Origin of the sequence: Thiomicrospira aerophila AL3, assembly GCF_000227665.2 — a bacterium.
GTDB classification, from domain to species: Bacteria; Pseudomonadota; Gammaproteobacteria; order Thiomicrospirales; family Thiomicrospiraceae; genus Thiomicrospira; species Thiomicrospira aerophila.
The window spans coordinates 175,783-197,806 of sequence record NZ_CP007030.1; the positions used below are offsets into that span (position 1 = coordinate 175,783).

At 46.3% G+C, this 22,024-nt stretch carries 26 protein-coding genes; 19 read left to right on the forward strand and 7 right to left on the reverse strand.

What is annotated here, in order from left to right:
- The first annotated feature begins 1 nt into the window (after position 1).
- The 11 genes from rpmD to THIAE_RS00880 all read left to right on the forward strand — a co-directional run bounded on the left by rpmD (position 2) and on the right by THIAE_RS00880 (position 7,522).
- Positions 2 to 190, forward strand: a complete 189-nt coding sequence (gene rpmD / locus THIAE_RS00830; protein ID WP_006459593.1) for a 50S ribosomal protein L30 — start codon at positions 2 to 4, stop codon at positions 188 to 190.
- Between the two features lies 1 nt (position 191).
- Positions 192 to 626, forward strand: a complete 435-nt coding sequence (gene rplO / locus THIAE_RS00835; RefSeq protein WP_006459592.1) for a 50S ribosomal protein L15 — start codon at positions 192 to 194, stop codon at positions 624 to 626.
- 3 nt (positions 627 to 629) lie between these two features.
- Positions 630 to 1,958, forward strand: coding sequence for a preprotein translocase subunit SecY (gene secY / locus THIAE_RS00840; protein WP_006459591.1), 1,329 nt, complete (start codon positions 630 to 632; stop codon positions 1,956 to 1,958).
- Between the two features lie 84 nt (positions 1,959 to 2,042).
- Complete coding sequence (rpsM, locus tag THIAE_RS00845; protein ID WP_006459590.1) at positions 2,043 to 2,399, forward strand: 30S ribosomal protein S13; 357 nt, start codon at positions 2,043 to 2,045, stop codon at positions 2,397 to 2,399.
- A gap of 18 nt (positions 2,400 to 2,417) precedes the next feature.
- A complete protein-coding gene (rpsK, locus tag THIAE_RS00850) occupies positions 2,418 to 2,807 on the forward strand; it encodes a 30S ribosomal protein S11 (RefSeq protein WP_006459589.1) in 390 nt (129 codons plus the stop codon).
- A gap of 11 nt (positions 2,808 to 2,818) precedes the next feature.
- Entirely contained in the window at positions 2,819 to 3,439 is a 621-nt protein-coding gene (gene rpsD, locus THIAE_RS00855; RefSeq protein ID WP_006459588.1) for a 30S ribosomal protein S4, read from the forward strand.
- A 25-nt stretch (positions 3,440 to 3,464) separates the two neighbouring features.
- Positions 3,465 to 4,451, forward strand: a complete 987-nt coding sequence (locus THIAE_RS00860) for a DNA-directed RNA polymerase subunit alpha (protein WP_006459587.1) — start codon at positions 3,465 to 3,467, stop codon at positions 4,449 to 4,451.
- Between the two features lie 18 nt (positions 4,452 to 4,469).
- Complete coding sequence (gene rplQ, locus THIAE_RS00865) at positions 4,470 to 4,865, forward strand: 50S ribosomal protein L17 (protein WP_006459586.1); 396 nt, start codon at positions 4,470 to 4,472, stop codon at positions 4,863 to 4,865.
- A gap of 41 nt (positions 4,866 to 4,906) precedes the next feature.
- A complete protein-coding gene (locus THIAE_RS00870) occupies positions 4,907 to 5,644 on the forward strand; it encodes a TatD family hydrolase (protein WP_006459585.1) in 738 nt (245 codons plus the stop codon).
- A gap of 1 nt (position 5,645) precedes the next feature.
- Positions 5,646 to 6,374 carry a tRNA threonylcarbamoyladenosine dehydratase gene (locus THIAE_RS00875; RefSeq protein ID WP_006459584.1) on the forward strand — a complete coding sequence of 243 codons (729 nt, stop codon included), beginning with the start codon at positions 5,646 to 5,648 and terminating at the stop codon, positions 6,372 to 6,374.
- 2 nt (positions 6,375 to 6,376) lie between these two features.
- Positions 6,377 to 7,522: a hypothetical protein gene (locus tag THIAE_RS00880; protein WP_006459583.1), complete on the forward strand. Its 1,146-nt coding sequence runs from the start codon at positions 6,377 to 6,379 to the stop codon at positions 7,520 to 7,522.
- On the opposite strand, the gene cynS is transcribed toward THIAE_RS00880, so the two are convergent.
- From cynS to THIAE_RS00900, 4 genes are read right to left on the reverse strand one after another with little or no spacing between them, the layout of a single operon-like run.
- Positions 7,507 to 7,950 carry a cyanase gene (gene cynS, locus THIAE_RS00885; RefSeq protein WP_006459582.1) on the reverse strand — a complete coding sequence of 148 codons (444 nt, stop codon included), beginning with the start codon at positions 7,948 to 7,950 and terminating at the stop codon, positions 7,507 to 7,509. The genes THIAE_RS00880 and cynS overlap by 16 nt on opposite strands.
- Before the next feature lie 21 nt (positions 7,951 to 7,971).
- Positions 7,972 to 8,823 carry an ABC transporter ATP-binding protein gene (locus THIAE_RS00890; protein WP_006459581.1) on the reverse strand — a complete coding sequence of 284 codons (852 nt, stop codon included), beginning with the start codon at positions 8,821 to 8,823 and terminating at the stop codon, positions 7,972 to 7,974.
- A gap of 20 nt (positions 8,824 to 8,843) precedes the next feature.
- Positions 8,844 to 9,680, reverse strand: a complete 837-nt coding sequence (ntrB, locus tag THIAE_RS00895) for a nitrate ABC transporter permease (protein ID WP_006459580.1) — start codon at positions 9,678 to 9,680, stop codon at positions 8,844 to 8,846.
- Positions 9,681 to 9,689: 9 nt separating this feature from the next.
- Positions 9,690 to 11,150: an ABC transporter substrate-binding protein gene (locus tag THIAE_RS00900; RefSeq protein ID WP_006459579.1), complete on the reverse strand. Its 1,461-nt coding sequence runs from the start codon at positions 11,148 to 11,150 to the stop codon at positions 9,690 to 9,692.
- 202 nt (positions 11,151 to 11,352) lie between these two features.
- Here THIAE_RS00900 and THIAE_RS00905 point away from each other — a divergent pair, with 202 nt between their 5' ends.
- Positions 11,353 to 13,200, forward strand: coding sequence for a sigma-54 interaction domain-containing protein (locus tag THIAE_RS00905; RefSeq protein WP_006459578.1), 1,848 nt, complete (start codon positions 11,353 to 11,355; stop codon positions 13,198 to 13,200).
- Here THIAE_RS00905 and lysA read toward each other — a convergent pair.
- Together lysA and THIAE_RS10840 are read right to left on the reverse strand one after the other, a co-directional pair.
- Entirely contained in the window at positions 13,197 to 14,444 is a 1,248-nt protein-coding gene (gene lysA / locus THIAE_RS00910) for a diaminopimelate decarboxylase (RefSeq protein WP_006459577.1), read from the reverse strand. The genes THIAE_RS00905 and lysA overlap by 4 nt on opposite strands.
- Positions 14,441 to 14,614 (reverse strand): lipoprotein, encoded by a 174-nt coding sequence (locus tag THIAE_RS10840; RefSeq protein ID WP_006459576.1) that lies wholly within the window; start codon positions 14,612 to 14,614, stop codon positions 14,441 to 14,443. The genes lysA and THIAE_RS10840 overlap by 4 nt, the downstream gene beginning before the upstream one ends.
- Positions 14,615 to 14,685: 71 nt before the next feature.
- On the opposite strand from THIAE_RS10840, the gene THIAE_RS00915 reads away from it, so the two are divergent.
- From THIAE_RS00915 to THIAE_RS00930, 4 genes are read left to right on the forward strand one after another with little or no spacing between them, the layout of a single operon-like run.
- Positions 14,686 to 15,357 carry an alpha/beta hydrolase gene (locus THIAE_RS00915; RefSeq protein WP_006459575.1) on the forward strand — a complete coding sequence of 224 codons (672 nt, stop codon included), beginning with the start codon at positions 14,686 to 14,688 and terminating at the stop codon, positions 15,355 to 15,357.
- A 16-nt stretch (positions 15,358 to 15,373) separates the two neighbouring features.
- Positions 15,374 to 15,763: an acyl-CoA thioesterase gene (locus THIAE_RS00920; RefSeq protein ID WP_006459574.1), complete on the forward strand. Its 390-nt coding sequence runs from the start codon at positions 15,374 to 15,376 to the stop codon at positions 15,761 to 15,763.
- Positions 15,764 to 15,785: 22 nt separating this feature from the next.
- Positions 15,786 to 17,003 (forward strand): bifunctional phosphopantothenoylcysteine decarboxylase/phosphopantothenate--cysteine ligase CoaBC, encoded by a 1,218-nt coding sequence (gene coaBC, locus THIAE_RS00925; RefSeq protein ID WP_006459573.1) that lies wholly within the window; start codon positions 15,786 to 15,788, stop codon positions 17,001 to 17,003.
- Positions 17,004 to 17,007: 4 nt separating this feature from the next.
- A complete protein-coding gene (locus tag THIAE_RS00930; RefSeq protein WP_006459572.1) occupies positions 17,008 to 17,559 on the forward strand; it encodes a mechanosensitive ion channel domain-containing protein in 552 nt (183 codons plus the stop codon).
- A gap of 2 nt (positions 17,560 to 17,561) precedes the next feature.
- Here the strand turns inward: THIAE_RS00930 and uvrA are convergent, their stop codons facing one another.
- On the reverse strand, positions 17,562 to 20,369 hold the full coding sequence (gene uvrA / locus THIAE_RS00935) for an excinuclease ABC subunit UvrA (RefSeq protein WP_006459571.1): 2,808 nt from the start codon (positions 20,367 to 20,369) through the stop codon (positions 17,562 to 17,564).
- 186 nt (positions 20,370 to 20,555) lie between these two features.
- On the opposite strand from uvrA, the gene THIAE_RS00940 reads away from it, so the two are divergent.
- The 3 genes from THIAE_RS00940 to THIAE_RS00950 are packed head-to-tail and all read left to right on the forward strand — an operon-like array spanning position 20,556 to position 21,943.
- The gene (locus THIAE_RS00940; protein WP_006459570.1) at positions 20,556 to 21,167 is read left to right on the forward strand and encodes a flavin reductase family protein; all 612 of its coding nucleotides are present in this window, start codon (positions 20,556 to 20,558) and stop codon (positions 21,165 to 21,167) included.
- A 58-nt stretch (positions 21,168 to 21,225) separates the two neighbouring features.
- Positions 21,226 to 21,537 (forward strand): hypothetical protein, encoded by a 312-nt coding sequence (locus THIAE_RS00945; protein ID WP_006459569.1) that lies wholly within the window; start codon positions 21,226 to 21,228, stop codon positions 21,535 to 21,537.
- Positions 21,538 to 21,556: 19 nt separating this feature from the next.
- Positions 21,557 to 21,943, forward strand: a complete 387-nt coding sequence (locus THIAE_RS00950; protein WP_006459568.1) for a DUF302 domain-containing protein — start codon at positions 21,557 to 21,559, stop codon at positions 21,941 to 21,943.
- Positions 21,944 to 22,024 lie beyond the last annotated feature (81 nt).

Genomic DNA, 22,024 nt, shown 5'->3' on the forward strand with positions numbered 1-22,024 from the left:
TATGGCTGAGCAAAAAAAACTTACAGTTACTTTAATCAAAAGTACAATTGGTCGTTTACCAAACCATATTGCTTGTGTAAAAGGTTTAGGTTTACGCAGAATGCATCACACTGTTTCAGTTATTGATACACCTGAAAACCGTGGAATGATTAATAAAGTTTCTTATTTATTAAAAGTAGAGGAAGCCTAAGATGTTTTTAAATACATTAGCGCCTTCTGAAGGAACCAAGCGCGCACGTAAACGTGTAGGTCGTGGTCAGGGTTCTGGACTTGGTAAAATGGGTGGTCGTGGCCATAAGGGTCAGAAATCGCGTTCTGGCGGTTTCCATAAGGTCGGGTTTGAAGGTGGTCAGATGCCAATTCAACGTCGTTTGCCAAAAGTCGGTTTCACGTCTATGAAGGCAATGGTTACTGCTGAAATACGTCTTGATGCCTTGAATCGACTTGAAGCATTTGAAATTGATGTGGCAACTTTGAAGTCGGCAAACTTAATTGGTGAAAAGATCCGTTTTGTTAAGGTTATTAACTCAGGTGAAATAACTCGTGCAATTAAATTAAATGGAATAAAGGCTACAGAGTCTGCTAAGCAAGCTATTGTTGCTGCTGGTGGAAGTGTAGAAGTATAAAATATGAATAGTCCTGCAATAGCTCAATCCAGTAGTTCTTCTCAAGGTTGGGGTGATTTAAAGGCACGTTTGTTATTTGTACTTGGAGCTCTAATCGTCTTTAGACTTGGGACCCATATTCCAGTACCATCAATTGATCCGATTGCACTTGCAGCAATGTTTGAGCAGCAAAGAGGTACCGTTCTTGACATGTTTAACATGTTTTCGGGCGGTGCGCTTGAGCGCTTATCCATTTTAGCTTTGGGGATAATGCCCTACATTTCTGCCGCAATTATTATGCAACTACTTACAGCAGTTTCACCAACACTTGAGCAACTCAAGAAAGAGGGTGAGGCTGGGCGACGTAAGATAACTCAATATACTCGTTATGGAACTGTTGTCTTGGCAACTTTTCAGGCTATAGGTGTATCGATTGCATTACAAGCCCAAAACATAAATGGTATGCCTGTTGTTGTAAATCCTGGCGCATTATTTATGGTAACGGCAGTTGTCACGCTAGTAAGTGGAACCATATTTCTGATGTGGTTGGGAGAACAAATAACTGAGCGTGGTATCGGTAATGGTATCTCGTTGATTATTTTTGCAGGTATCGTCGCTGGGTTACCCTCAGCACTAGGTGGAACCCTAGAGCAGGTTCATACTGGCGCATTGCATGCAATTACTGTAATCATTTTATTATTACTCGTTGCTGCTGTAACAGCATTTGTTGTGTTTGTGGAGAGGGGTCAGCGTAGAATACCTGTCCAATATGCACAGAGAATGCGCGGACGTAAGCTTTATGGTGGTCAGGAAGGGCATTTACCACTGAAGTTAAATATGGCTGGGGTTATACCTCCTATTTTTGCTTCTAGTATTATCTTATTCCCAGCATCGCTTGGTGGATGGTTTGGTTCTTCTGAGAACATGAGTTGGCTTAAGGATATTGCTACAACATTGGCTCCTGGCCAGCCTTTGTACATAATGTTTTATGCTCTTGCAATCATGTTCTTTTGCTTTTTTTATACAGCGATTGTTTTTAATCCAAAAGATACCGCTGATAATTTAAGAAAGTCTGGTGCTTTCTTACCTGGTATTAGACCAGGACCTCAAACAGCAAGATATATTGATACCATAATGGGTCGATTAACACTTGCTGGCGCAGTGTATATAACCGCAGTGTGTTTATTACCTGAGTTTTTGATTCTTTATTGGAATGTTCCATTCTATTTTGGTGGAACTGCCTTACTTATTATCGTGATAGTAGTAATGGACTTTATGACTCAAATACAAGCTCAGTTAATGTCCGGTCAATATGAAAGTATGATGAAGAAAGCAAATTTAAAAGGGCGATAGTAGTTCATTATTGTCTAGTTTTTGATCGCGAAAACGGGTATAATCGCTCGTTTTCGTAAAACAGAATTTTTAGGGAGCGTCAATATGGCACGTATTGCCGGCGTAAATTTACCGTTAAACAAGCATATTGTTATCGGTTTAAGATCAATCTATGGAATTGGTCAAACTACAGCACAGAATTTGTGTAATGCAGTAAACATTGACCCAACTACTAAAGTCAGAGACATGTCTGAGGATCAGTTGGAATCATTACGTATTGAAATTGCTAAATATAAGATCGAAGGCGATTTACGTCGTCAGGTTTCGATGAATATTAAGCGTTTAATGGACATGGGTTGTTACCGTGGTATTCGTCACCGCCGTAGCTTACCTCTACGCGGACAGCGCACTAAGACTAATGCGCGTACGCGTAAAGGTCCAAAGAAACCAATTAAAAGATAAGCATAGCTGAGATAAATTATGGCAAAAGCAAATACACGTGCAAAAAAGAAAGTTAAGCAGGTCGTCAATGATGCCGTAGCGCATGTTCATGCTTCTTTCAACAACACTATTGTAACGATTACAGACCGTCAAGGTAACGCACTCTGCTGGGCAACAGCTGGTGGAAGTGGTTTCCGTGGTTCTCGTAAAAGTACACCTTTCGCTGCGCAGGTTGCTGCAGAACGTGCTGGTCAAATGGCACATGAATACGGCGTCAAGAATATGGATGTAATGGTAAAAGGACCTGGTCCTGGCCGTGACTCTGCTGTTCGTGGTTTAAATAGTGCTGGATTTAAAATTACATCGATTTCTGATGTGACGCCTATTCCTCATAATGGTTGTCGTCCATCTAAGAAACGTCGTGTTTAAGGAATAATTTCATGGCAAGATATATTGGTCCAAAGTGTAAATTAGCACGTCGCGAGGGAACTGATTTGTTCCTTAAAAGCGGCGCTCGTAGCATTGATTCAAAATGTAAAATTGATCAGGCTCCAGGTCAGCATGGTGCTCGTCGTGCTCGTGTAACTGAGTACGGTACCCAGTTGCGTGAAAAGCAGAAAGTTCGTCGTATTTATGGTGTTCTAGAAAAGAAGTTCCGTCTCTATTATAAGGAAGCGGATCGTCGTAAGGGTTCTACTGGTGTTAACCTTTTGCAGATTCTCGAAAGCCGTTTAGATAACGTTGTTTATCGTATGGGTTTTGCTGCAACACGCGCTGAAGCTCGTCAGTTGGTTTCCCACAAGGCTATCCAAGTCAATGGTCAAACTGTCAACATCCCTTCTTATGAAGTATCAGCAGGTGATGTTGTTGCGGTTCGTGAAAAGGCTCGTAACCAAACACGTATTGCTCAAGCATTAGAGCTTTCTGCGAAGATGGGGCAAGCTTCATGGTTAGAAGTTGATGCCAAGGCTTTCCAAGGTACATTTAAGTCTGTGCCTGATCGTAGTGATTTATCTTCAGATATTTCTGAAAACTTGATCGTAGAGCTTTATTCTAAGTAATAGAAAATTTTGGAGATAACTCCTGATGCAAGAGATGTTAGAACAATTGTTAACCCCGCGTCTTGTTGACATCAAAAGAATCAGTTCAACGCATAGTCGTGTAACACTAGAACCACTAGAACGTGGTTTTGGTCACACGCTAGGCAATGCACTAAGACGTATATTATTGTCGTCAATGCCTGGTGCTGCTATAAGCGAGGTTCAGATTGATGGTGTATTGCATGAATACTCAACTATTGAGGGTGTTCGTGAGGATGTACTTGAGATTCTATTAAACCTTAAAGAAGTGTCAGTTAAGTTGAATGCTCGTCAGTCTAGTGAGATGACTTTGTCTATGACAGGTCCTGCTGTTGTGCGTGCTAAAGACATTCAGGTAGACCATGATACTGAAATTTGTAATCCAGATTTAGTGATTGCACATCTTGGAGATGGCGCTAAATTAGTGATGACGTTGAAGGTTGAGAAGGGTATTGGTTACTCTGCTGCAACTCAGAACGAGCAGGCTGCAGGTACTGTTGGGTTCTTGCGTCTTGATGCAAGTTTTAGCCCGGTTCATACGGTTAGTTATTCGGTTGAGAATGCACGTGTTGAGCAGCGTACCGATTTAGACAAACTGATTTTAGATGTCGTTACTAATGGTACTTTGGATCCCGAAGATGCTATTAAACAAGCTGCAACAGTTTTACACTATCAGCTTAATGCGTTTGTCGATTTAAAACACCAAGAAGTTGAGGCTCCACAGGAAGAAGAGAATGATTACGATCCAATCTTCTTACAGCCTGTTGATGATCTTGAATTAACTGTTCGTTCAGCAAATTGTTTGAAAGCAGAACAGATTTACTACATTGGTGATTTGGTACAACGTACTGAAGCGCATTTATTAAAAACGCCAAACCTTGGTAAAAAGTCATTACAAGAAATCAAAGATGTTCTTGCTCAGCGTGGCTTAGGTTTGGGTACTAAATTAGACAATTGGCCACCATCAAGTTTGGTGGGTAAAGAGTCAGCGTAATTTTAGAAGGAAGCTATTATGCGTCATCGTAAGAGTGGTCGTAAATTAAACCGCAATAGCTCGCACCGTAAGGCGATGTTCAAAAACATGTCTGCCTCTTTAATTGAGCACGAAGTGATCAAAACAACGGTAGCGAAAGCAAAAGAATTGCGTAGTGTTGCAGAACCCTTAATTACCCTTGCAAAAGAAGATAGTGTGCATAACCGTCGTCTTGCATTTGCACGCTTGGGTAGTAAAGCGGCTGTAGGTAAGTTATTTTCCGATTTAGGTGTTCGTTATCAGGGACGTCCTGGCGGTTATATCCGTATTCTTAAGTGCGGTTACCGTGCTGGTGATAATGCGCCTATGGCGATTGTTGAGTTAGTTGATCGTCCTGTTTCGGATGTTCCAGCTGCTACGGCAGAAGCAGAATAGTCTAAAACCGGCGCAAGCCGGTTTTTTTAAATCTAAAATTTATGTTGTTGTTTGACAGTCATGCCCACCTAGACAGTATTTCTTATCCTAAATCTGTTGATATATCTAATGTCATTGCTGTCGCTGTAGATTTAAAAACATCGCTGTACTTTTCTTACTATTCTTCATTAAATCAACACTTAAAAGTTTATCCGTTTGTCGGCTTACACCCCTGGTTTATTGAACGCAATTTTGAATCTGATCTGAATAGCCTTAGGCAACTGATAATAGAATCCGGTGTTTCAATTTATGGGATAGGTGAGATTGGCCTTGATTATTCCCGTAACGCTAACAATAAAATTGATCAGCAGGCCTGCTTTGAAGCTCAGGTAGCTATGGCCGTAGAGTTTAGTTTGCCTGTTTCAGTTCACTGTGTAAAAGCTTTTAACGATTTATATTCTATTTTGCGACCATCTCGAGTCAAAGGGGTTATACATAGTTTTCCACTGAGGCAACATGAAGCAAAACGATTCGTGTCTTTGGGACTTAAATTGGGATTAAACCCGCGAATACTTTCTTCTAATCTAACTAAGCGTCATGCTTTTTATCAGCAGTTTCCTTTAAGTGTTTGGGTAGTGGAGTCTGATTTTCCAAATTTAAACCATCATAATGTTTGTAATGATCCTCGTTTGGGCATGCTTGCATTAATCAAGGATTTGGCACTTGCCTATCGAATTAGTGATGAAGAGGTTGCAGTTCAAATTTATAATACTACCCAACAGTTATTGATGAGTCATTGAAATGAATTTAAGTGATCCTTTGTTTGAACGCAGTTTGTTGGTTTTTAGTGATCAGGTTCTGCTTGATCTTGCCAATGCTAAGATATTAATTGCTGGTGTAGGCGGTGTGGGTGGATTTGTTGCCGAAGCCTTAGCGAGAGCCGGGGCTGAAAACATAACGCTTGTTGACCATGATCGCGTATCGGCATCCAACAAGAATCGTCAAATTGTTGCACTCGACAATACGTTAGGCGAATTAAAAGTAGCGGTGATGGCAGATCGAATTGCACAGATTAATCCTAGTTGTCAGGTTGATTGCCGAGCTGTGTTCTTTGCTCCTGAATCTATGGCAGAACTTGTGGCACCCTTTGATGTTGTGATTGATGCAATTGATAGTCTTAACTGTAAGGTGGCATTGGTTGCTGAAGCCGTAAAGCAGCGAAAACGCATTTTTTCTAGCATGGGTGCGGGTCGGCGGGTTGATCCCACCAAAATTATGGTGACAGATATTAGTCTTACGCATACCTGCGGTCTCGCTCGAGTCATGCGACAGCGTCTAAAGAAGCTAGGCATTAAAAAAGGTGTGCCAGTGGTGTTCTCAACAGAGCTCCCAAAGGAGCCTGGTCCTATGGAAGCCATTGCCAATGCTCGTGGGCGTGTAGTGAATGGTACGGCGAGTTACATGCCAGGTATTTTTGGTTTGACCTTAGCAGGCCTGGTGATTAAGTCATTCTCTGACGCGTCGAGTTAATCATGGATGCGCGAGTCCGTTCTTGGCTAAATCGTCATCTATTTGAGGATGATGCGGGCGGGATTATTCTGCCCTATAGTCTGCTAGATCAAAAACATCCCGATTTGCGCATTCCCAGTTGGGATGAGATGCTCACCGATCAGGCGGCCATCCCACGTTATCCCGCTAAACTTAATTTGTTATCCTGGTCAGAGCATGGGCGTTTGCAGCGCTGGCAGTCTGCGATTCCTGCATGGATTAAAGAGAGTGTTGCGTTGTTTGAAACGCACCAATTAAGCCTTCTCCATTATGCAGCGCGCTATCCACAGTTATTGGAAGTGTTGGATCAGGCGCCGGTTATGGCGTGGAAATTAGTGAGTATGCCTGGTCAGGAAATAGATCTTCAGCACCTGCTAAATGGTAAACGATCAGATTTAATGGCGGCTTTGGGTGTTGAGTCGCAGCAAGAGGGCGCACGCTTTTTGCGCCAGCTGCGGTTGCGTCAGGTTTCGCCAATTATTCTGGATCAGATTGATACCTGCTTGGTAGATAAGCAACGACTCGCAGGGTTGAGTCAGTTGCCGCGTGTCAATTCAATGGCGTTGGCCTTAGCCGCACGCTTCCCGGCTCTGATTGGTTGCCGATTGCACCGAACTCTGGCACAACTGCCTTGCCGTCCTATGCAGTGTCAGTCGATGATTGCATTGTTGGAAGATGTGTATGCACTCGCAGCTTTTTTGGATACTGAGGCCGCTGAGCAGATAGGTGAGTGTCGTTATCTTACTGATGTGGAATCACTTTATCAAAGTTGGATTGAGCAATCTGTTGCCGTTATGAATTGCGCTCAATTACAGTTAACATCCCAGCCACAGCATCTTAAAACACTTGCTGAGTTTGTAGCGCTCAGTCGCCTGCAGTACCAGGCCTGGTGGTGTGATTTTGAACAGCCGCACCATCAGTTGTGGGCATGGCTAGAAGATCAAACGCCTGTAGGCGTGTTGATATCGGAAGTGAGCCAGCCAAATACGAGTTCAAATGACTCAAACCGATATCAAGCTAGACCTTATCAATTGGTACGCATTCGTCAAGGCAAGAATCAACTCCCTTCGGCAAGCTTAATCGCCAAAGTGGAGTTGTGGTTACTTAATCTTCATCACCAAGACTTGTAAGGTAGAAACTTACCGTTCATGCTAATGACTACACGGTCACCCGCTGGATTTTCTTCCTTATCGATATGCATCGTGAAGTCAATGGCGCTCATAATGCCATCGCCAAATTTTTCATGAATAAGGGTTTTCATGGTAGGACCGTACACCCCTACAATTTCATAAAGACGATAAATCAATGGATCGGTGGGCACGGATTTATCCCACGTTTTATGCGGACATTCTTGTAATGCTAGGGCGATGTCATCACCTAACTTTAAGAATGCAGCGAGTTTTTGTGCCGGTTCCGCTTTTAGACTGTTCATACCTAGGCAGGCTGAGGTTGCAAACACTTCACTTAAGCCACAAGCTGCGGCCATCTCACCCCAACTTACGCCAAGCTCATGCTTAGCCAGAATAATGGTTTCAGTCATCGTTGTTTTAGTCATCATAATGCTATCTCCTAAGGATAATTAACTTGCAGCTAAGTCTACGGTTAAAGGTTGGTGGTCAGGTTTCACGTCACATACGCTGCCTGATAAGCCTTTCGAGCGATTGACCAGGAAGTCCACCAAGTGGTTGCGAATTTTGTAATAATTTTCATCATGAATAATGTCGGTCCGGGTTCTGGGTCGTGGAATACTGACCTTTACCGATTCTGCAATCTGTGCTTTGGGGCCGTTTGACATTAGCAAAATTCGGTCTGATAGCAAGATTGCCTCATCTACATCATGAGTAATCATGAATACAGTTTGCTTGGACTCTTCCCAAATTTTAATTAGCTCCTCTTGGATGACGCCGCGTGTTAATGCATCTAGCGCACCAAAGGGTTCATCCATTAACAGTAGCTGAGGTTGGGTAGCAAATGCACGCGCAATACTCACGCGTTGGCGCATACCGCCCGATAGCTGTGCAGGTTTGCGATCCAGAGCATGGCTCAGTCCAACCAGCTCCAAATAACGTTTGCTATGAGCTTCAACCTTCGACTTGTCCCAGCTAGGCCAACGGGCTCTCACTGCAAAAATAATGTTATCTAGGGTGGTTTTCCAGGGTAATAAACTGTAGTTTTGGAAAATCACCCCGCGCTCCAGGCTGGGTCCTGTAATTTCCTTTCCATCCATGAGTACCAAACCATCGCTAGCCTCATCCAGGCCTGCTAAGATGTTTAAGATAGTTGATTTACCACAACCTGAATGTCCGATGACACATACAAATTCACCCTTTTCAATGCTAAAGTTGGCGTGTTCAAAAACCGTTGACACCTCTTTGCCATCGGGAGTTGGGTAGCTTTTGCGTAACCCTTGAATTTCTAAAAACTTTGTCATGGTGTTACTCCTTAGTATTTTTATTCTTGATAGGCAACCATACGTGCGCCAGCAGCCAAGATCATGTCGAGAATCATGCCTATGACGCCAATCATGAAGATTGAAAAGATCACGCGTGCGAGGTCAAGGTTGTTCCATTCGTTCCAAACGTAATAACCAATACCTGTACCGCCCACCAGCATTTCTGCGGCAACAATAACGAGCCAAGCAATACCAATCGAAATACGCATGCCGGTCAAGATGGTCGGTGCAGCAGCAGGGAGCACTACTTGAAAAGCCGTTTGCACCGGTGAAAGTTGATGGGTTTTGGCAACATTAATCCAATCTTTGCGTACGCTGGCGACGCCAAAGGCAGTATTAAGTAGCATTGGCCAAATGGAGCAAATAAAAATTACAAAAATCGCGGATAACTCAGAGTCTTGAATAATAAATAAGGCTAAAGGCATCCATGCCAAGGGTGAAATAGGACGCAGTACTTGGATATAGGGGTTAAGCGCCTTGTACATCATTGGTGACATACCAATAACAAATCCTAGAGGTATAGCAATAACTGCGGCCAATGCAAATCCCACAAGTACGCGATAGACAGAATGGGCTAGTTGCACCCCAATGCCTTTATCATTGGGTCCTGCGTCATAGAATGGGTTAGATAACTCTGCGATACCAAGTGCAATGATTTGAGACGGTGGTGGTACCGCTGCTGTTGGAGCGCCAAGACCCATTAGCATTTCATATTCGGTCAATTCCCGACTCATGCTGGAATTGGCTGAATAGGTGCCTAGCTCCCAGCTACCCAGTAATACAATCAGCAGTGCGAGACTAACAAGGGTGGCTTTTAGATTAACGGACTTTAACATAATGCCTCCTTATCCCTTGCGACCAATGGCAAAGCTGTTGATATAGGCCTCAGGCTCTGCTGGATCAAAGGTTTTACCCATGATAGTGTGGGTTTTATAGGTTTCAGAGGGAGGGGTCTGACCCAGTTCGCGCATGATTTCCGCTGTTTCAGTGGCTAGGTATACGCGCTCAGCAATGTTGTTATACTGGATGTCGCCACTAATATAGCCCCAGCGCTTCATTTGAGTCAAAATCCATACCCCCATCGAGTGCCAAGGGAAAGGGTCAAAGTCGATTCGATCTGGAACATCCTGAATGTTACCTAAACCATCGGCAAAACGACCAGTGAGAACTTGTTCTATAACAGGCACGGGTTGGTTAAGATAATTACGTGGTGCAATCGCGCTCGCAATTTCGCGGCGATTTTCATGAATTGACGAATAATGTGTGGCATCAATAATCGCTCTCAGCAAAGCACCATAAGTGTTTGGATTTTGGGTAGCGAACTCTTGGCTACAGGCAAAGGCGCAGCATGGATGCTTATCCCAAATGTCTTTGGTAAGCATGTGTATAAAGCCCACGTTTTCCCAAACGGCGCGCTGGTTAAACGGGTCGGGTGATAAATAGCCATCCAGGTTGCCTGCGCGCAAATTAGCGACCATTTCAGGTGGCGGTACAACACGAATTTGAATATCTTGATCTGGGTCAAGACCATGTTCAGCCACATAATAGCGCAACAAGAAGTTGTGCATGGAATATTCAAAAGGCACGCCAAAACGGAAACCTTTCCATTGTTTGGGGTCACGTTTGTCTTTGTGATCATTGTGTAGCACGATGGCTTGACCGTTGACATTCTCGACTGCCGGCATAATGAAATGTCGTGATGTCGAACCCGCCCCAATGGTCATGGCAAGCGGCATAGGGGTAAGCATATGTGACGCATCATATTCACGGGCCAGTGATTTATCACGTGCGACTGCCCAACCAGCGGTTTTTTCGAGATTCACACTGAGGCCATACTTGTCATAAAAGCCCATGGGTTCAGCCATAATAATGGGTGTAGCACAGGTAATCGGTACAAAGCCAATGTTGAGGCGGCTTTTTTCCAATGGCCCTAAGGATTCTTTAATAGCCGCCTTGGCTTCGTTTAATGGAAACACACTGCTAATGGCGGCCGCGGCCGTACCGGCACCGACCATACTCAAAAAACTACGACGTGATAATTCGTTGTGATTAAAGACCGAGCGCACTACCGCGTTTTCAATAGCGCGATCAAGCATGGCTTCGCTTGAGTCGAACTGAGCTGGGGTGTTTGTTTTGTGTGTGGTGACTTTAAATTGATCAGCCTGTTGCTCGATATGCGCTTGGCGAGCCGATGCCGATGGTTGGTTAGTTGATTTTTCGGTTTGACAGATCGGGCAGGTGCAATTTTTAACGTGCAATAAGCTGCTTTTTTTATCGAATGCGTTAGTTAGGCTTTTTATGGTCATGATGATGCTCCTCGAGTTAGCGTTAGCATTTAGTCAGGCTATACTGAGCATCGCACATGCCAGTTAGTGAATTTAATTTTTAAGTTATTGTTTTTAAAAGCTTTGTGGATTATTTGATTAATTATTTTCCTTGCAATTTTCTACGAAATAAAATAGATTTACGATATAGCGTTTATTTATTACGAAATGTCGTAGGTCTAGTATGTCTTTATTTGGTTTGTTTTTTACCCAGTTACCCGAAGCCTGTATTTTGGTGGACCCTTTCGCCAATAAGATTTGCTATCGCAATCTCAAAGCGCAACAACTACTGCCTGAGGTCGATCGGGCCACGGACATATTTAGCTCCCCGCCGGGTAAGTTGGTGGTATTTACTCAAGAAATCCTGGAGAAACAGCAGGCCTGGTCGAGTGAGCTGAGTATTCGTTTGCAAAGTGGCAAAACCTTAGCGGTCGAGGCGTTGGGCTTTCGGGTTGCCGATGAATCTAGTCAATCACTGGTCGCGATGGTGTTGACCAGTAAGCCTAGCCTAGCTCAACGGCGGCAATTGGCTGAAGTGCATCGCTTGCATCGCGATGGCTTGGTTTATTGGAAAACCATTGAGCAGGCGTTTCGTGAGTTTGAGCGCGAGAATGATTTAATTTTGCAGTCGGTCGGTGATGGGATTTATGGGGTGGATATCGACGGCAAGGCAACTTTTGTTAACCCGGCTTGTGAGCGTATTTTAGAGTGGCGCGCTGAAGAGATGATTGGGAAAAATGTTCATGATCTTATTCACCACCATCATCCCGACGGGCGCCATTATCATGGTCACGATTGTCCTATTTATGCCGCCTTTCGGGATGGTGAAATTCGTCAAGTCGATGATGAGGTGTTCTGGACCAAGAGTGGTCGTGCTATTCCGGTGGCCTATACCAGTACGCCGATTTTAGATTCGGGGCAATTGGTGGGTGCGGTGGTGGTGTTTCGTGACATTAGTGAGCGTATCGAAGCTGAAACGCAGCTAAAGCATGCCTTGGCAGAAGTGCAGGCGCTTAAACAACGCTTAGAGGCTGAAAATGCCTATTTACAAGAAACGTATCGTATTGAACATAATTACAAGTCAATTGTCGGACGCAGCCGCGCCATTTTGCAGACCATTAAGCAGATAGATGTTGTCGCACCTACCGATGCCAGCGTGTTGATTACTGGGGAGTCCGGTACAGGCAAGGAGCTGATTGCGCAGGCTATACATCAAGCCAGTGCTCGAGCGGAGCGTCCTTTTATCAAAGTGAACTGTGCCTCGATTCCGCATGAGCTATTTGAGAGTGAGTTTTTCGGGCATATTAAAGGCGCGTTTACCGGTGCGGTGCAAGATCGTGTTGGGCGCTTTGAGTTAGCGAATGGCGGCACGCTGTTTCTTGATGAAGTCGGTGAGATTCCCTTGGCATTACAAAGTAAGTTGCTGCGGGTGTTGCAGGAAGGGCAATTTGAGCGGGTCGGTGAGTCAAAAACGCGCCAAGTGAATGTGCGTATTTTAGCGGCCACTAATCGCGATCTGGATCAGGAAGTCAGTGCCAAGCGCTTTCGTGAGGACTTGTTTTTCCGCTTAAATGTCTTTCCGATTGCGTCTTACCCACTGCGTGAGCGGCGAGAAGATATTCCCTTATTAGCGGAACATTTTTTAACCATAGTCTGTCGGAAATTTAATCGCGCTAAGTTGGTGTTTAGTCAGGCTGATATGCAGGCGATGCAGGGCTATGATTGGCCTGGCAATATCCGTGAATTGGTCAATGTGATCGAGCGCGGCGTGATCTTGGCACAGACAGATCGCTTTGTGTTAGAACTACCTAATCATGTGGAAGGTGAAGCGGTTGCCACACCGTCTAGTCGCTTGAACGCAGCACAAACTTGGCAGGAGATAGAGCAACGCGCATTGATCGCGGCGCTACAAGCCTGTCGCGGTAAAATTTTTGGTGAAGACGGCGCAGCAGCTCGCTTGGGACTAAAGCCGACGACCTTAAACTCGAAACTGGCCAAGCATAAGATCAATCGGCATCAATATGTGCGTTAAATAAGCTGCTCTTTGCCCATTAAGTCGTCATAGGTTTCGCGTGGACGCACTAACCAGGCCTGCTGGTTTTGTACCATCACCTCAGCCGCGCGTGGTCGAGTGTTGTAATTAGAGCTCATGGTGAAACCATAGGCCCCTGCTGACATGACCGCCAATAAATCGCCGGCCTGCAGATTCAATAATCTATTTTTACCTAAAAAATCCCCCGTTTCACAAACTGGCCCAACAACGTCCCATTCTACGGCTGTGCCTTCGTTTCTAGGGGTAACGGGGATGATGTCTTGATAAGCTTGATAGAGCGCCGGGCGAATGAGGTCATTCATGGCGGCATCAATAATGGCAAAGTTTTTGTGTTCGGTGGGTTTAAGGTATTCCACCTCGGTCACCAAAATCCCCGCATTACCTGCGATAGCACGACCCGGTTCAATGATGACCTCAATGCTGGGGTCATTCAGCTCGGTTAAGAGCGCGGCTAAATAATCGCTAATCGCCGGCGGCGTTTGATCTGTATAGCGAATGCCTAAGCCGCCGCCTAAATCTAAATGGTGAATCTCAATGCCCAGTCCTGCGAGGGTTGTTTTGAGCTCTAAAACCTTTTTCAGCGCATCGACAAAGGGTGCAATCTCGGTGAGTTGTGAGCCAATATGGCAATCAATACCGATCACTTTGATATTCGGTAAAGCGGCAGCTTGTTGATAGAGCGCTGGCGCAGTCACGATATCTACGCCAAATTTATTTTCCTTCAAGCCGGTGGAAATGTAAGGGTGCGTTTTGGCATCGACATTCGGGTTGACGCGAATCGAAATCGGCGCGATTTTATCCATGTGAGCCGCAACGGCCTGAATGCGTGCCAGCTCGGCGTGGGATTCGATGTTAAAGCAACGTATGCCTACCGCGAGGGCGCGTTCAATTTCGATTTCTTTTTTGGCCACACCGGAGAACACCACTTTATTAGCTTGGCCACCGGCGCGCAGCACGCGTTCTAGTTCACCTTGCGACACAATATCAAAGCCGGAACCTAATTGGGCGAGCACTTGCAAAACCGCAAGATTAGAATTGGTTTTGACCGCATAGCAAACGAGGTGAGGTTGACTGCCAAAAGCCTGATTAAATGCCTGCCAGCGTTGCTCAAGTTCGGTACGAGAGTAGATGTAAAGCGGGGTGCCATAGGTTTTAGCCAGCTCAGTAACAGCCTTGCCTTCTGCAAATAATTGGTTGTTTTGGTAGTGAAATAGGTCGCTCATCGGGTTTCCTTGAAGGCTAAAGCCGGTTTGAATTCGTTTGGTGTCGCGTGGTGCGCGGCGGCGTGCACCTTGTCTGGCAAAGTGAGCGGCCCCTTTTTGCCACATCCGCCCATTAACCAAAGGAGGCTTATCAGCAGGCCTGCTTTAAAGCCAGTTGATTTTAAAGACATGTGCAGCCTCCAGCGCAAGGGGTTAAAATGGGCTTATTTTAGCAGACTTTTAAAACAGATAGGACAGACGAATGAGTAAGCTTGCCCCGGTGATTATTGAACCACAAAGCCCTGCCACCGCCGCCGTCATTTGGCTACATGGCTTAGGAGCAGATGGCCATGATTTTGCCGAGGTTGTACCGAGTCTAAATTTGCCGGCTAGTCATGGCATACGATTTGTGTTTCCGCATGCACCTGTTCAACCAGTGACCATTAATGGCGGTATGACGATGCGTTCATGGTTTGATATTCGTTCGATGGACTTAATGAATGATGTCGATTCAGCGGGTATTCGTGTGTCGTGTCATCAGGTTTATAAGCTTATCGAACAGCAACGTGATAGTGGTATTGATGAACAGCGGATTGTGTTAGCTGGCTTTTCGCAAGGTGGGCTAGTGGCCTTGCATGCTGGTTTAAGCTATGACCACGCCTTGGCGGGGATTATGGCGCTATCAACTTGGTGCCCGTTAGTAGAGCAGTTTTATTTACATCGCCAAATGCCCATTTTTATTGCGCATGGCCAGCAGGATCCTATTATTCCATTGCAGTTGGGCGCCCAAGCGCGTGATGATTTAGTGGCAAAAGGCTATGGGGTGCAGTGGCAAGCCTATCCGATGCAGCATCAGGTCTGTGCTCCAGAACTCGATGCCATAGGACAATGGCTGCAACAGGTATTACGCCTAGATTTAGCCGTCGCAGGTTGATTACAAGGAGTTGAATATGTTTACGATTTCGTTACGGGTTCGCGATTATGAGTGTGATTTACAAGGTGTGGTCAACAATAGTGTTTATATGAACTATCTTGAACATGCGCGCCATGAATTTTTATTAGCGCATAAGGTTAATTTTGCTGAACTAACGGCCCAGCAAATTCATTTGGTTGTTACCCATGCTGAACTGGACTATAAGGGCTCATTGCGCCCCCAAGATGATTTTTATATCACCGTGGAATGCGTTAAAGAATCACGGCTACGCTTTGCTTTTTTGCAGCATATTTATCGGTCTGCGGATGATAAACTCATTATGCAAGCGAAGGTGGTGGGTACGGCCCTGAATCCGCAAGGACGCCCTGAAATCCCTGCGCAGTTAGATGCGTTATTTTCCAACTGATACTATTGAGTAATAGAAAACGATGAAGATATTATTGGGTGTCAGTGGCGGTATTGCGGCTTACAAAGCCTTGCAGCTCGTCAGGTTACTGGTGAAAGCCGGCCATCAAGTGCAAGTGGTCATGACCGAGGGCGCTAAACAGTTTGTGCAGCCGTTGTCTTTTCAAGCGCTATCGGGACGCCCTGTTCGGGATAGCCTATTTGATTTAGCGCAAGAAAATGGCATGGGGCATATTGAGTTGGCGCGTTGGCCAGATTTGATTGTGTTAGCACCGGTGTCGGCCAATTTACTGGCACGTTTGCGGGTTGGCATGGCCGATGACCTATTGACCACCTTGTGTTTGGCTAGCGACCGTCCCATTCTGTTTGCACCCGCAATGAATCAATTAATGTGGGCAAATAGCGCGACGCAAGACAATGTGGCGGCATTGATGGCGCGAGGATGGCAGCTGATAGCGCCCGGCGAGGGTGAGCAGGCCTGCGGTGATGTGGGTGCGGGTCGCTTAGCGGAGCCAGATGATATAGCCCGAGCTGTCGCCGCTTATAATTCAGCGTCTGCAATAGCTGAAACAAGCCATCAGCAGACCTGGTTAGGTAAAAAAGTACTAATTACTGCGGGTCCCACTTTTGAAGATCTCGATCCGGTGCGTTTTATTGGCAATCGGAGTTCTGGGCAAATGGGCTTTGCCATAGCGGCCGCGGCGGCGCAAAAAGGTGCCGAGGTCACCCTAATCGCCGGTCCTGTCAATTTGGATACGCCAACAGGTGTTACACGGATTAATGTTCGCTCGGCCATGCAAATGTTTAGCCAAGTGCAGGCCCATTATGCCAGTGTCGATATCATGATTGGTGCTGCTGCGGTCGCGGACTATCGCCTAGCGCAACCCTCGTCACACAAAATTAAAAAACAACCCAATCAAGATGAACTCACGCTGACGTTGATTAAAAACCCCGATATTATCGCTTGGGTCGCACAGCAGGTTGATAAGCCTTACGTGGTAGGCTTTGCTGCTGAAACTCAACAGCTAGCTGACTATGCGCGCCAAAAACGCCTGCAGAAGGGTTTGGATATGATTTGTGCCAATCAAGTGGGTGATGGCCAAGGTTTTGAAGTGGATGAGAATGCTTTGTTGGTGATGACCGCAACGGATGAGGTCGCCTTACCTAAGCAAGCCAAGTACAGCCTTGCTGTGGCGTTATTGGCGCAATTACGTAAACAACTAGATATAACAAAAGGGTGAAATCTTGGACGAGTACCGTTGGATTTATCAGCTATTATTTAGTGCATTGGTTTTAGCAGGCTATAGCGGCATATTTCATTTAACCCAGCGTGCAGTGCGCTCATGGGGTGAGCGGCATCGTAATCAAATACAACGGATTAACCAGGTCGTTATTTATTTTAAAGTGATTTTGTTGGTCATTTTACTGGTGGTGTTGGCGTTGATTTGGGGCTTCGATTATCGTGGCTTCTGGGTGGTGGCCAGCTCGGTGTTAGCGGTCATGGGGGTGGTGTTATTTGCGCAGTGGTCGATTTTAAGCAATGTCACCTCAGGCGTGATTGTCTTTTTTACTTTTCCAGCGCGAGTCGGTGATGAAATCGAGATTATTGATGGCGCCAATTCGGTGCGTGGTAAATTAGATGATATAGGTTTGTTTCAAATCAGAATCATTGATAAAGAGCAGAATGTGTTGGTGTATCCCAATAATTTACTGCTCCAAAAACCGGTTAAACGCTGGCAGCATGAACCGGTTAAAAAAGCAGAGCGATTAAGCTGGCAAGGCCGTACCGAGCGATAGCCTTACTTTAACCAGGATTTTAGATAGTAACCTGTGTGTGAATCAGGATGGTTGGCGACATCTTCCGGTGTGCCGGTGGCAATAATTTGACCGCCGCCCGCGCCACCTTCGGGACCGAGATCGACCAGCCAATCAGCGGTTTTAATCACATCGAGATTGTGTTCGATAATCACAATGGTATTGCCGCGATCACGTAATTCATAGACGACCTTCATCAGTTGTTCGATATCGTGAAAATGCAAGCCGGTGGTGGGTTCATCCAAAATATACAGCGTGTTGCCGGTATCGCGTTTGGAGAGTTCTTTGGCCAGTTTCACGCGCTGGGCTTCACCACCTGATAGGGTGGTCGCGCTTTGGCCGAGTTTGATATAACCGAGTCCGACATCCATCAGGGTTTGCAATTTGCGCGCCAACGCCGGAATGGCGTCAAAAAACGCGCGCGCGTCTTCCACTGTCATGTCCAGAATGTCGTGAATGGTTTTGCCCTTGTACTGAATTTGCAAGGTTTCGCGGTTATAGCGCTGGCCGTGACAGACATCACAGGGCACATAGACATCAGGCAGAAAATGCATTTCAACTTTGATCACGCCATCACCTTGGCAGGCTTCACAGCGACCGCCTTTGACATTGAAGCTAAAGCGTCCCGGGTTATAACCGCGTGTGCGTGCTTCTGGCGTGGCGGCCAGTAATTCACGAATCGGCGTGAACAAACCGGTATAGGTGGCCGGATTGGAGCGCGGTGTGCGACCAATCGGACTTTGGTCAATATTCACCGCTTTGTCAAAGTGTTGCAAGCCTTCTACTTTTTGGTAAGGCGCGGGTTCGCCTAATGCGCCATTAAGATCCCGCGCAGCAATCTTGCTCAGAGTTTCGTTAATCAAGGTTGATTTACCTGAACCCGATACCCCAGTAATGCAAGTTAGCAGGCCTGCTGGAATTTCCAGGGTCACGTCTTTGAGATTATTACCTGTTGCGCCAATAATTTTCAGCCAATTTTTGCCCGGTTTAACCCGTTGTGGCGGCACTTCAATTTTGCGTTTACCGCTAAGGTATTGGCCGGTTAGCGATTGCGGATTGGCTTTGACCTCATCAGGCGTGCCTTGCGCCATAATGCGCCCACCGTGAATGCCGGCACCGGGGCCAATGTCTAATACATAGTCAGCGGCGCGTATCGCATCTTCATCGTGTTCGACCACAATGACGGTGTTACCCAAGTCACGCAGATGGGTCAGGGTGCGCAGCAAACGGTCGTTATCCCGTTGGTGCAACCCAATCGAGGGTTCGTCCAACACATACATCACACCCACCAGGCCTGCACCAATCTGACTGGCAAGGCGAATGCGTTGCGCTTCGCCACCGGAGAGGGTGTCGGCGCTGCGATCCAGGGTTAAATAGTTCAAGCCCACATTCACCAAAAACGACAGGCGTTCACGGACTTCTTTTAAAATCGGTGCGGCAATTTGGCCTTTCGCGCCTGGCAGGCTGAGTTGGTCAAAAAATGCATACAACTCGCCGACCGATTTATGGGTCAGTTTGGGCAGGGTGATATCAGCGACAAACACATGGCGCGCCGCTTCGTTTAAGCGCTCACCGCCACAGGTTTTACAGGGAGTGGTGACGCGATATTTATCCAGCTCATCGCGCACGGTTTTGCTTTCGGTTTCCGCATAGCGTCGCTCCATATTGGGCAACACGCCCTCAAAACGGCGCACCTCGGAATATTTACCGTGCGGCAGGGCTAAGCGTTCGCGTCCTGAGCCATACAGCACGATTTGGCGGGCTTTTTCATCCAGCTCTGCCCATGGGGTTTCCATATCAAAGCCATAGTGGGTCGCCACAGCCAATAGAATATCGTAATAGTATTTATGGCGACGATCCCAGCCACGAATCGCCCCGCCGGCCAAACTCAATTCCGGGTGCGTAATCACGCGATCCGCATCAAAGCTTTCTTTAATCCCCAAGCCATCACAGGTTGGACAGGCGCCATGCGGGTTGTTAAATGAGAATAAACGCGGTTCGAGTTCCGGCACGCTATAGCCACAATGCGGGCAAGAGAACTTGTCGGAAAACAGCAACTCAAAGTCATCGTCTTCGTCCATCGGCACCACACGCGCCAAGCCATCTGACAATCGCAGCGCGGTTTCAAAGGATTCGGCCAAGCGTTGTTTCAGATCCTCACGCACTTTAAAGCGGTCAATCACCACTTCGATATCGTGCTTTTTGTTTTTATCGAGCGCAATCGAGCCGTCTAAATCCATTAAGCGGCCATTAATGCGCGCACGGATAAAGCCCTGGGCTTTCAATTCATCTAACAGATTGTTGTGCTCACCTTTACGGCCACGCACCACTGGCGACACCAATAAACATTTGGTGCCCTCCGGCAGTTCAAGCGTACGGTCGACCATTTGACTGACGGTTTGCGCTTCCAGGTCAACATCGTGAGTTGGGCAGCGCGGTGTGCCGGCGCGGGCGTACAATAAGCGTAGATAATCGTAAATTTCCGTGACGGTGCCGACGGTGGAACGTGGGTTGTGAGAGGTGGATTTTTGCTCAATCGAAATCGCCGGTGACAAGCCTTCAATATGGTCTAAATCGGGTTTTTCCATCACCGATAAAAACTGGCGTGCATAGGCTGACAGTGATTCGACATAACGGCGTTGGCCTTCGGCGTAGATGGTATCAAACGCTAAGGATGATTTACCTGATCCCGATAAGCCGGTAATCACAATCAGCTTGTCGCGCGGCAAAGTGACATCAATATTCTTTAAATTATGCGTCCGCGCCCCGCGAATAATAATCTTCTCAAGCATGACCAACCCGCCCAAATTAAGCAAAACGCAGATTATAACATGATTCGTTTTTACACCGATTTAACAAGCAGGCCTGGTGAGCAGTCGCTTGATTTTTCCTTTTTCGCATTTTCTTCACGCTTAACCAGGCCTGGTTAAGCTAAGGTTACAGCAAATTTAACCGCTGATATTATCTGTGAGCCTGCCATGATTCTAAATGCCCAAGCCTTAGCTGATTTACCTAAAGCTGAACAAATTCAGTTAATTAACTCGATTACGGGGATTAAGCCGGCAAATTTAGTTGGCACAGTGAACCCGCAAGGTCAAGCGAATCTAGCCGTGTTTAGTTCGGTGTTCCATATGGGCAGTAGCCCACCGCTGATTGGCATGGTATTGCGCTCGAAGGGCGATGTGCCGCGCCACAGCTATGACAATCTTGTCAGCAGTGGTTGCTATACCCTAAACCATGTTCATCCTGACTGGGCCGATAAAGCGCATCAAACCTCCGCTAAGTATCCACAGGATGTTTCAGAGTTTGATGCGACAGGCTTAACACCGGTTTTTTTGGAGGGATTTGCAGCGCCGTTTGTTGCACAATCGCAGGTCAAATATGGGCTACGATTTGTTGATGAGATGCCGGTTAAGCATAACGGCACGGTTATTCTGATTGGCCAGGTTGAGCACATCTGGATTGAACAGCCGCATTATGCGCCGGATGGTGGCTTGGATTTAAGTGCGTTAAACAGTGTGGGTATCAGTGGTCTCAACAATTATTATCGGCTAGAGCGTTTTGCAACCTATCGCGAAGCCCAGCCATAACCCTTAGTAGGCTTTTTCCAGTACAATGGCCTTTTAGTTTGATAAACGAGATAGCTAGATGATTACTGAATATGACCAGCTGTATAGTCTTTTGCAAGCCCAAGCCGATGCGGCCGGCTTAAATGACGCGGGTTTACCGATTGTGCGTTGTGAGATTAACCCTAATAACACCTGCTCACTGATATTAAGTGCCAGTCGTGCCAAGCTGACCTTTGTGTTGGGGCGGATGGGTGATGAATATAAAATTGGCTATGCTTATTATCCACCCGGCATCAAAGATCCCGATTGGATTGATGATGTTGATGCAGTGAACTTTACCGAAAAGTTTGCTACTCAACTGGTCTGGACAAACTTTAATTTACCCGCTTAATGTTGGTCAAGGAGTCGATATGTATTATGTAATGAATACCAAAAAAACCTTTGAGCAGGCCTGCGAAGCCCTCAATGCGGCGGTGGTGGTTATTCCTTTTGGGGTCTTGCATGTGCATGATCTGGGCGCTACGTTGCGCAGTAAAGGTTTTGAGTTTGCCGAAGAATGCCGTGTGTTTGAAGTATGTGGCCCAGGGGTGGCCTCGCAAGTACTGGCGGCAGATATGCGTTTAAATATGGCACTACCTTGTCGCATATCGGTCTTTACCGAGCAAGGCCAGGTTAAAATTGGCATGATTGAACCGGTTCATCTATTGAGTTGTTTAACCGATGATTCCGCCATTAAAGCAGTCGCATCTGAGGTGCAAACTAAGTTAACCCAGGCGATTGATCAAGCCGCGCAGTAAGCGAGTCAGCGTGAGTCCTTTCACGGTGTTATCTTTTTTAGTTGTATAACACCTGTGTCACTTTTGGTCGGCAATGCCTAT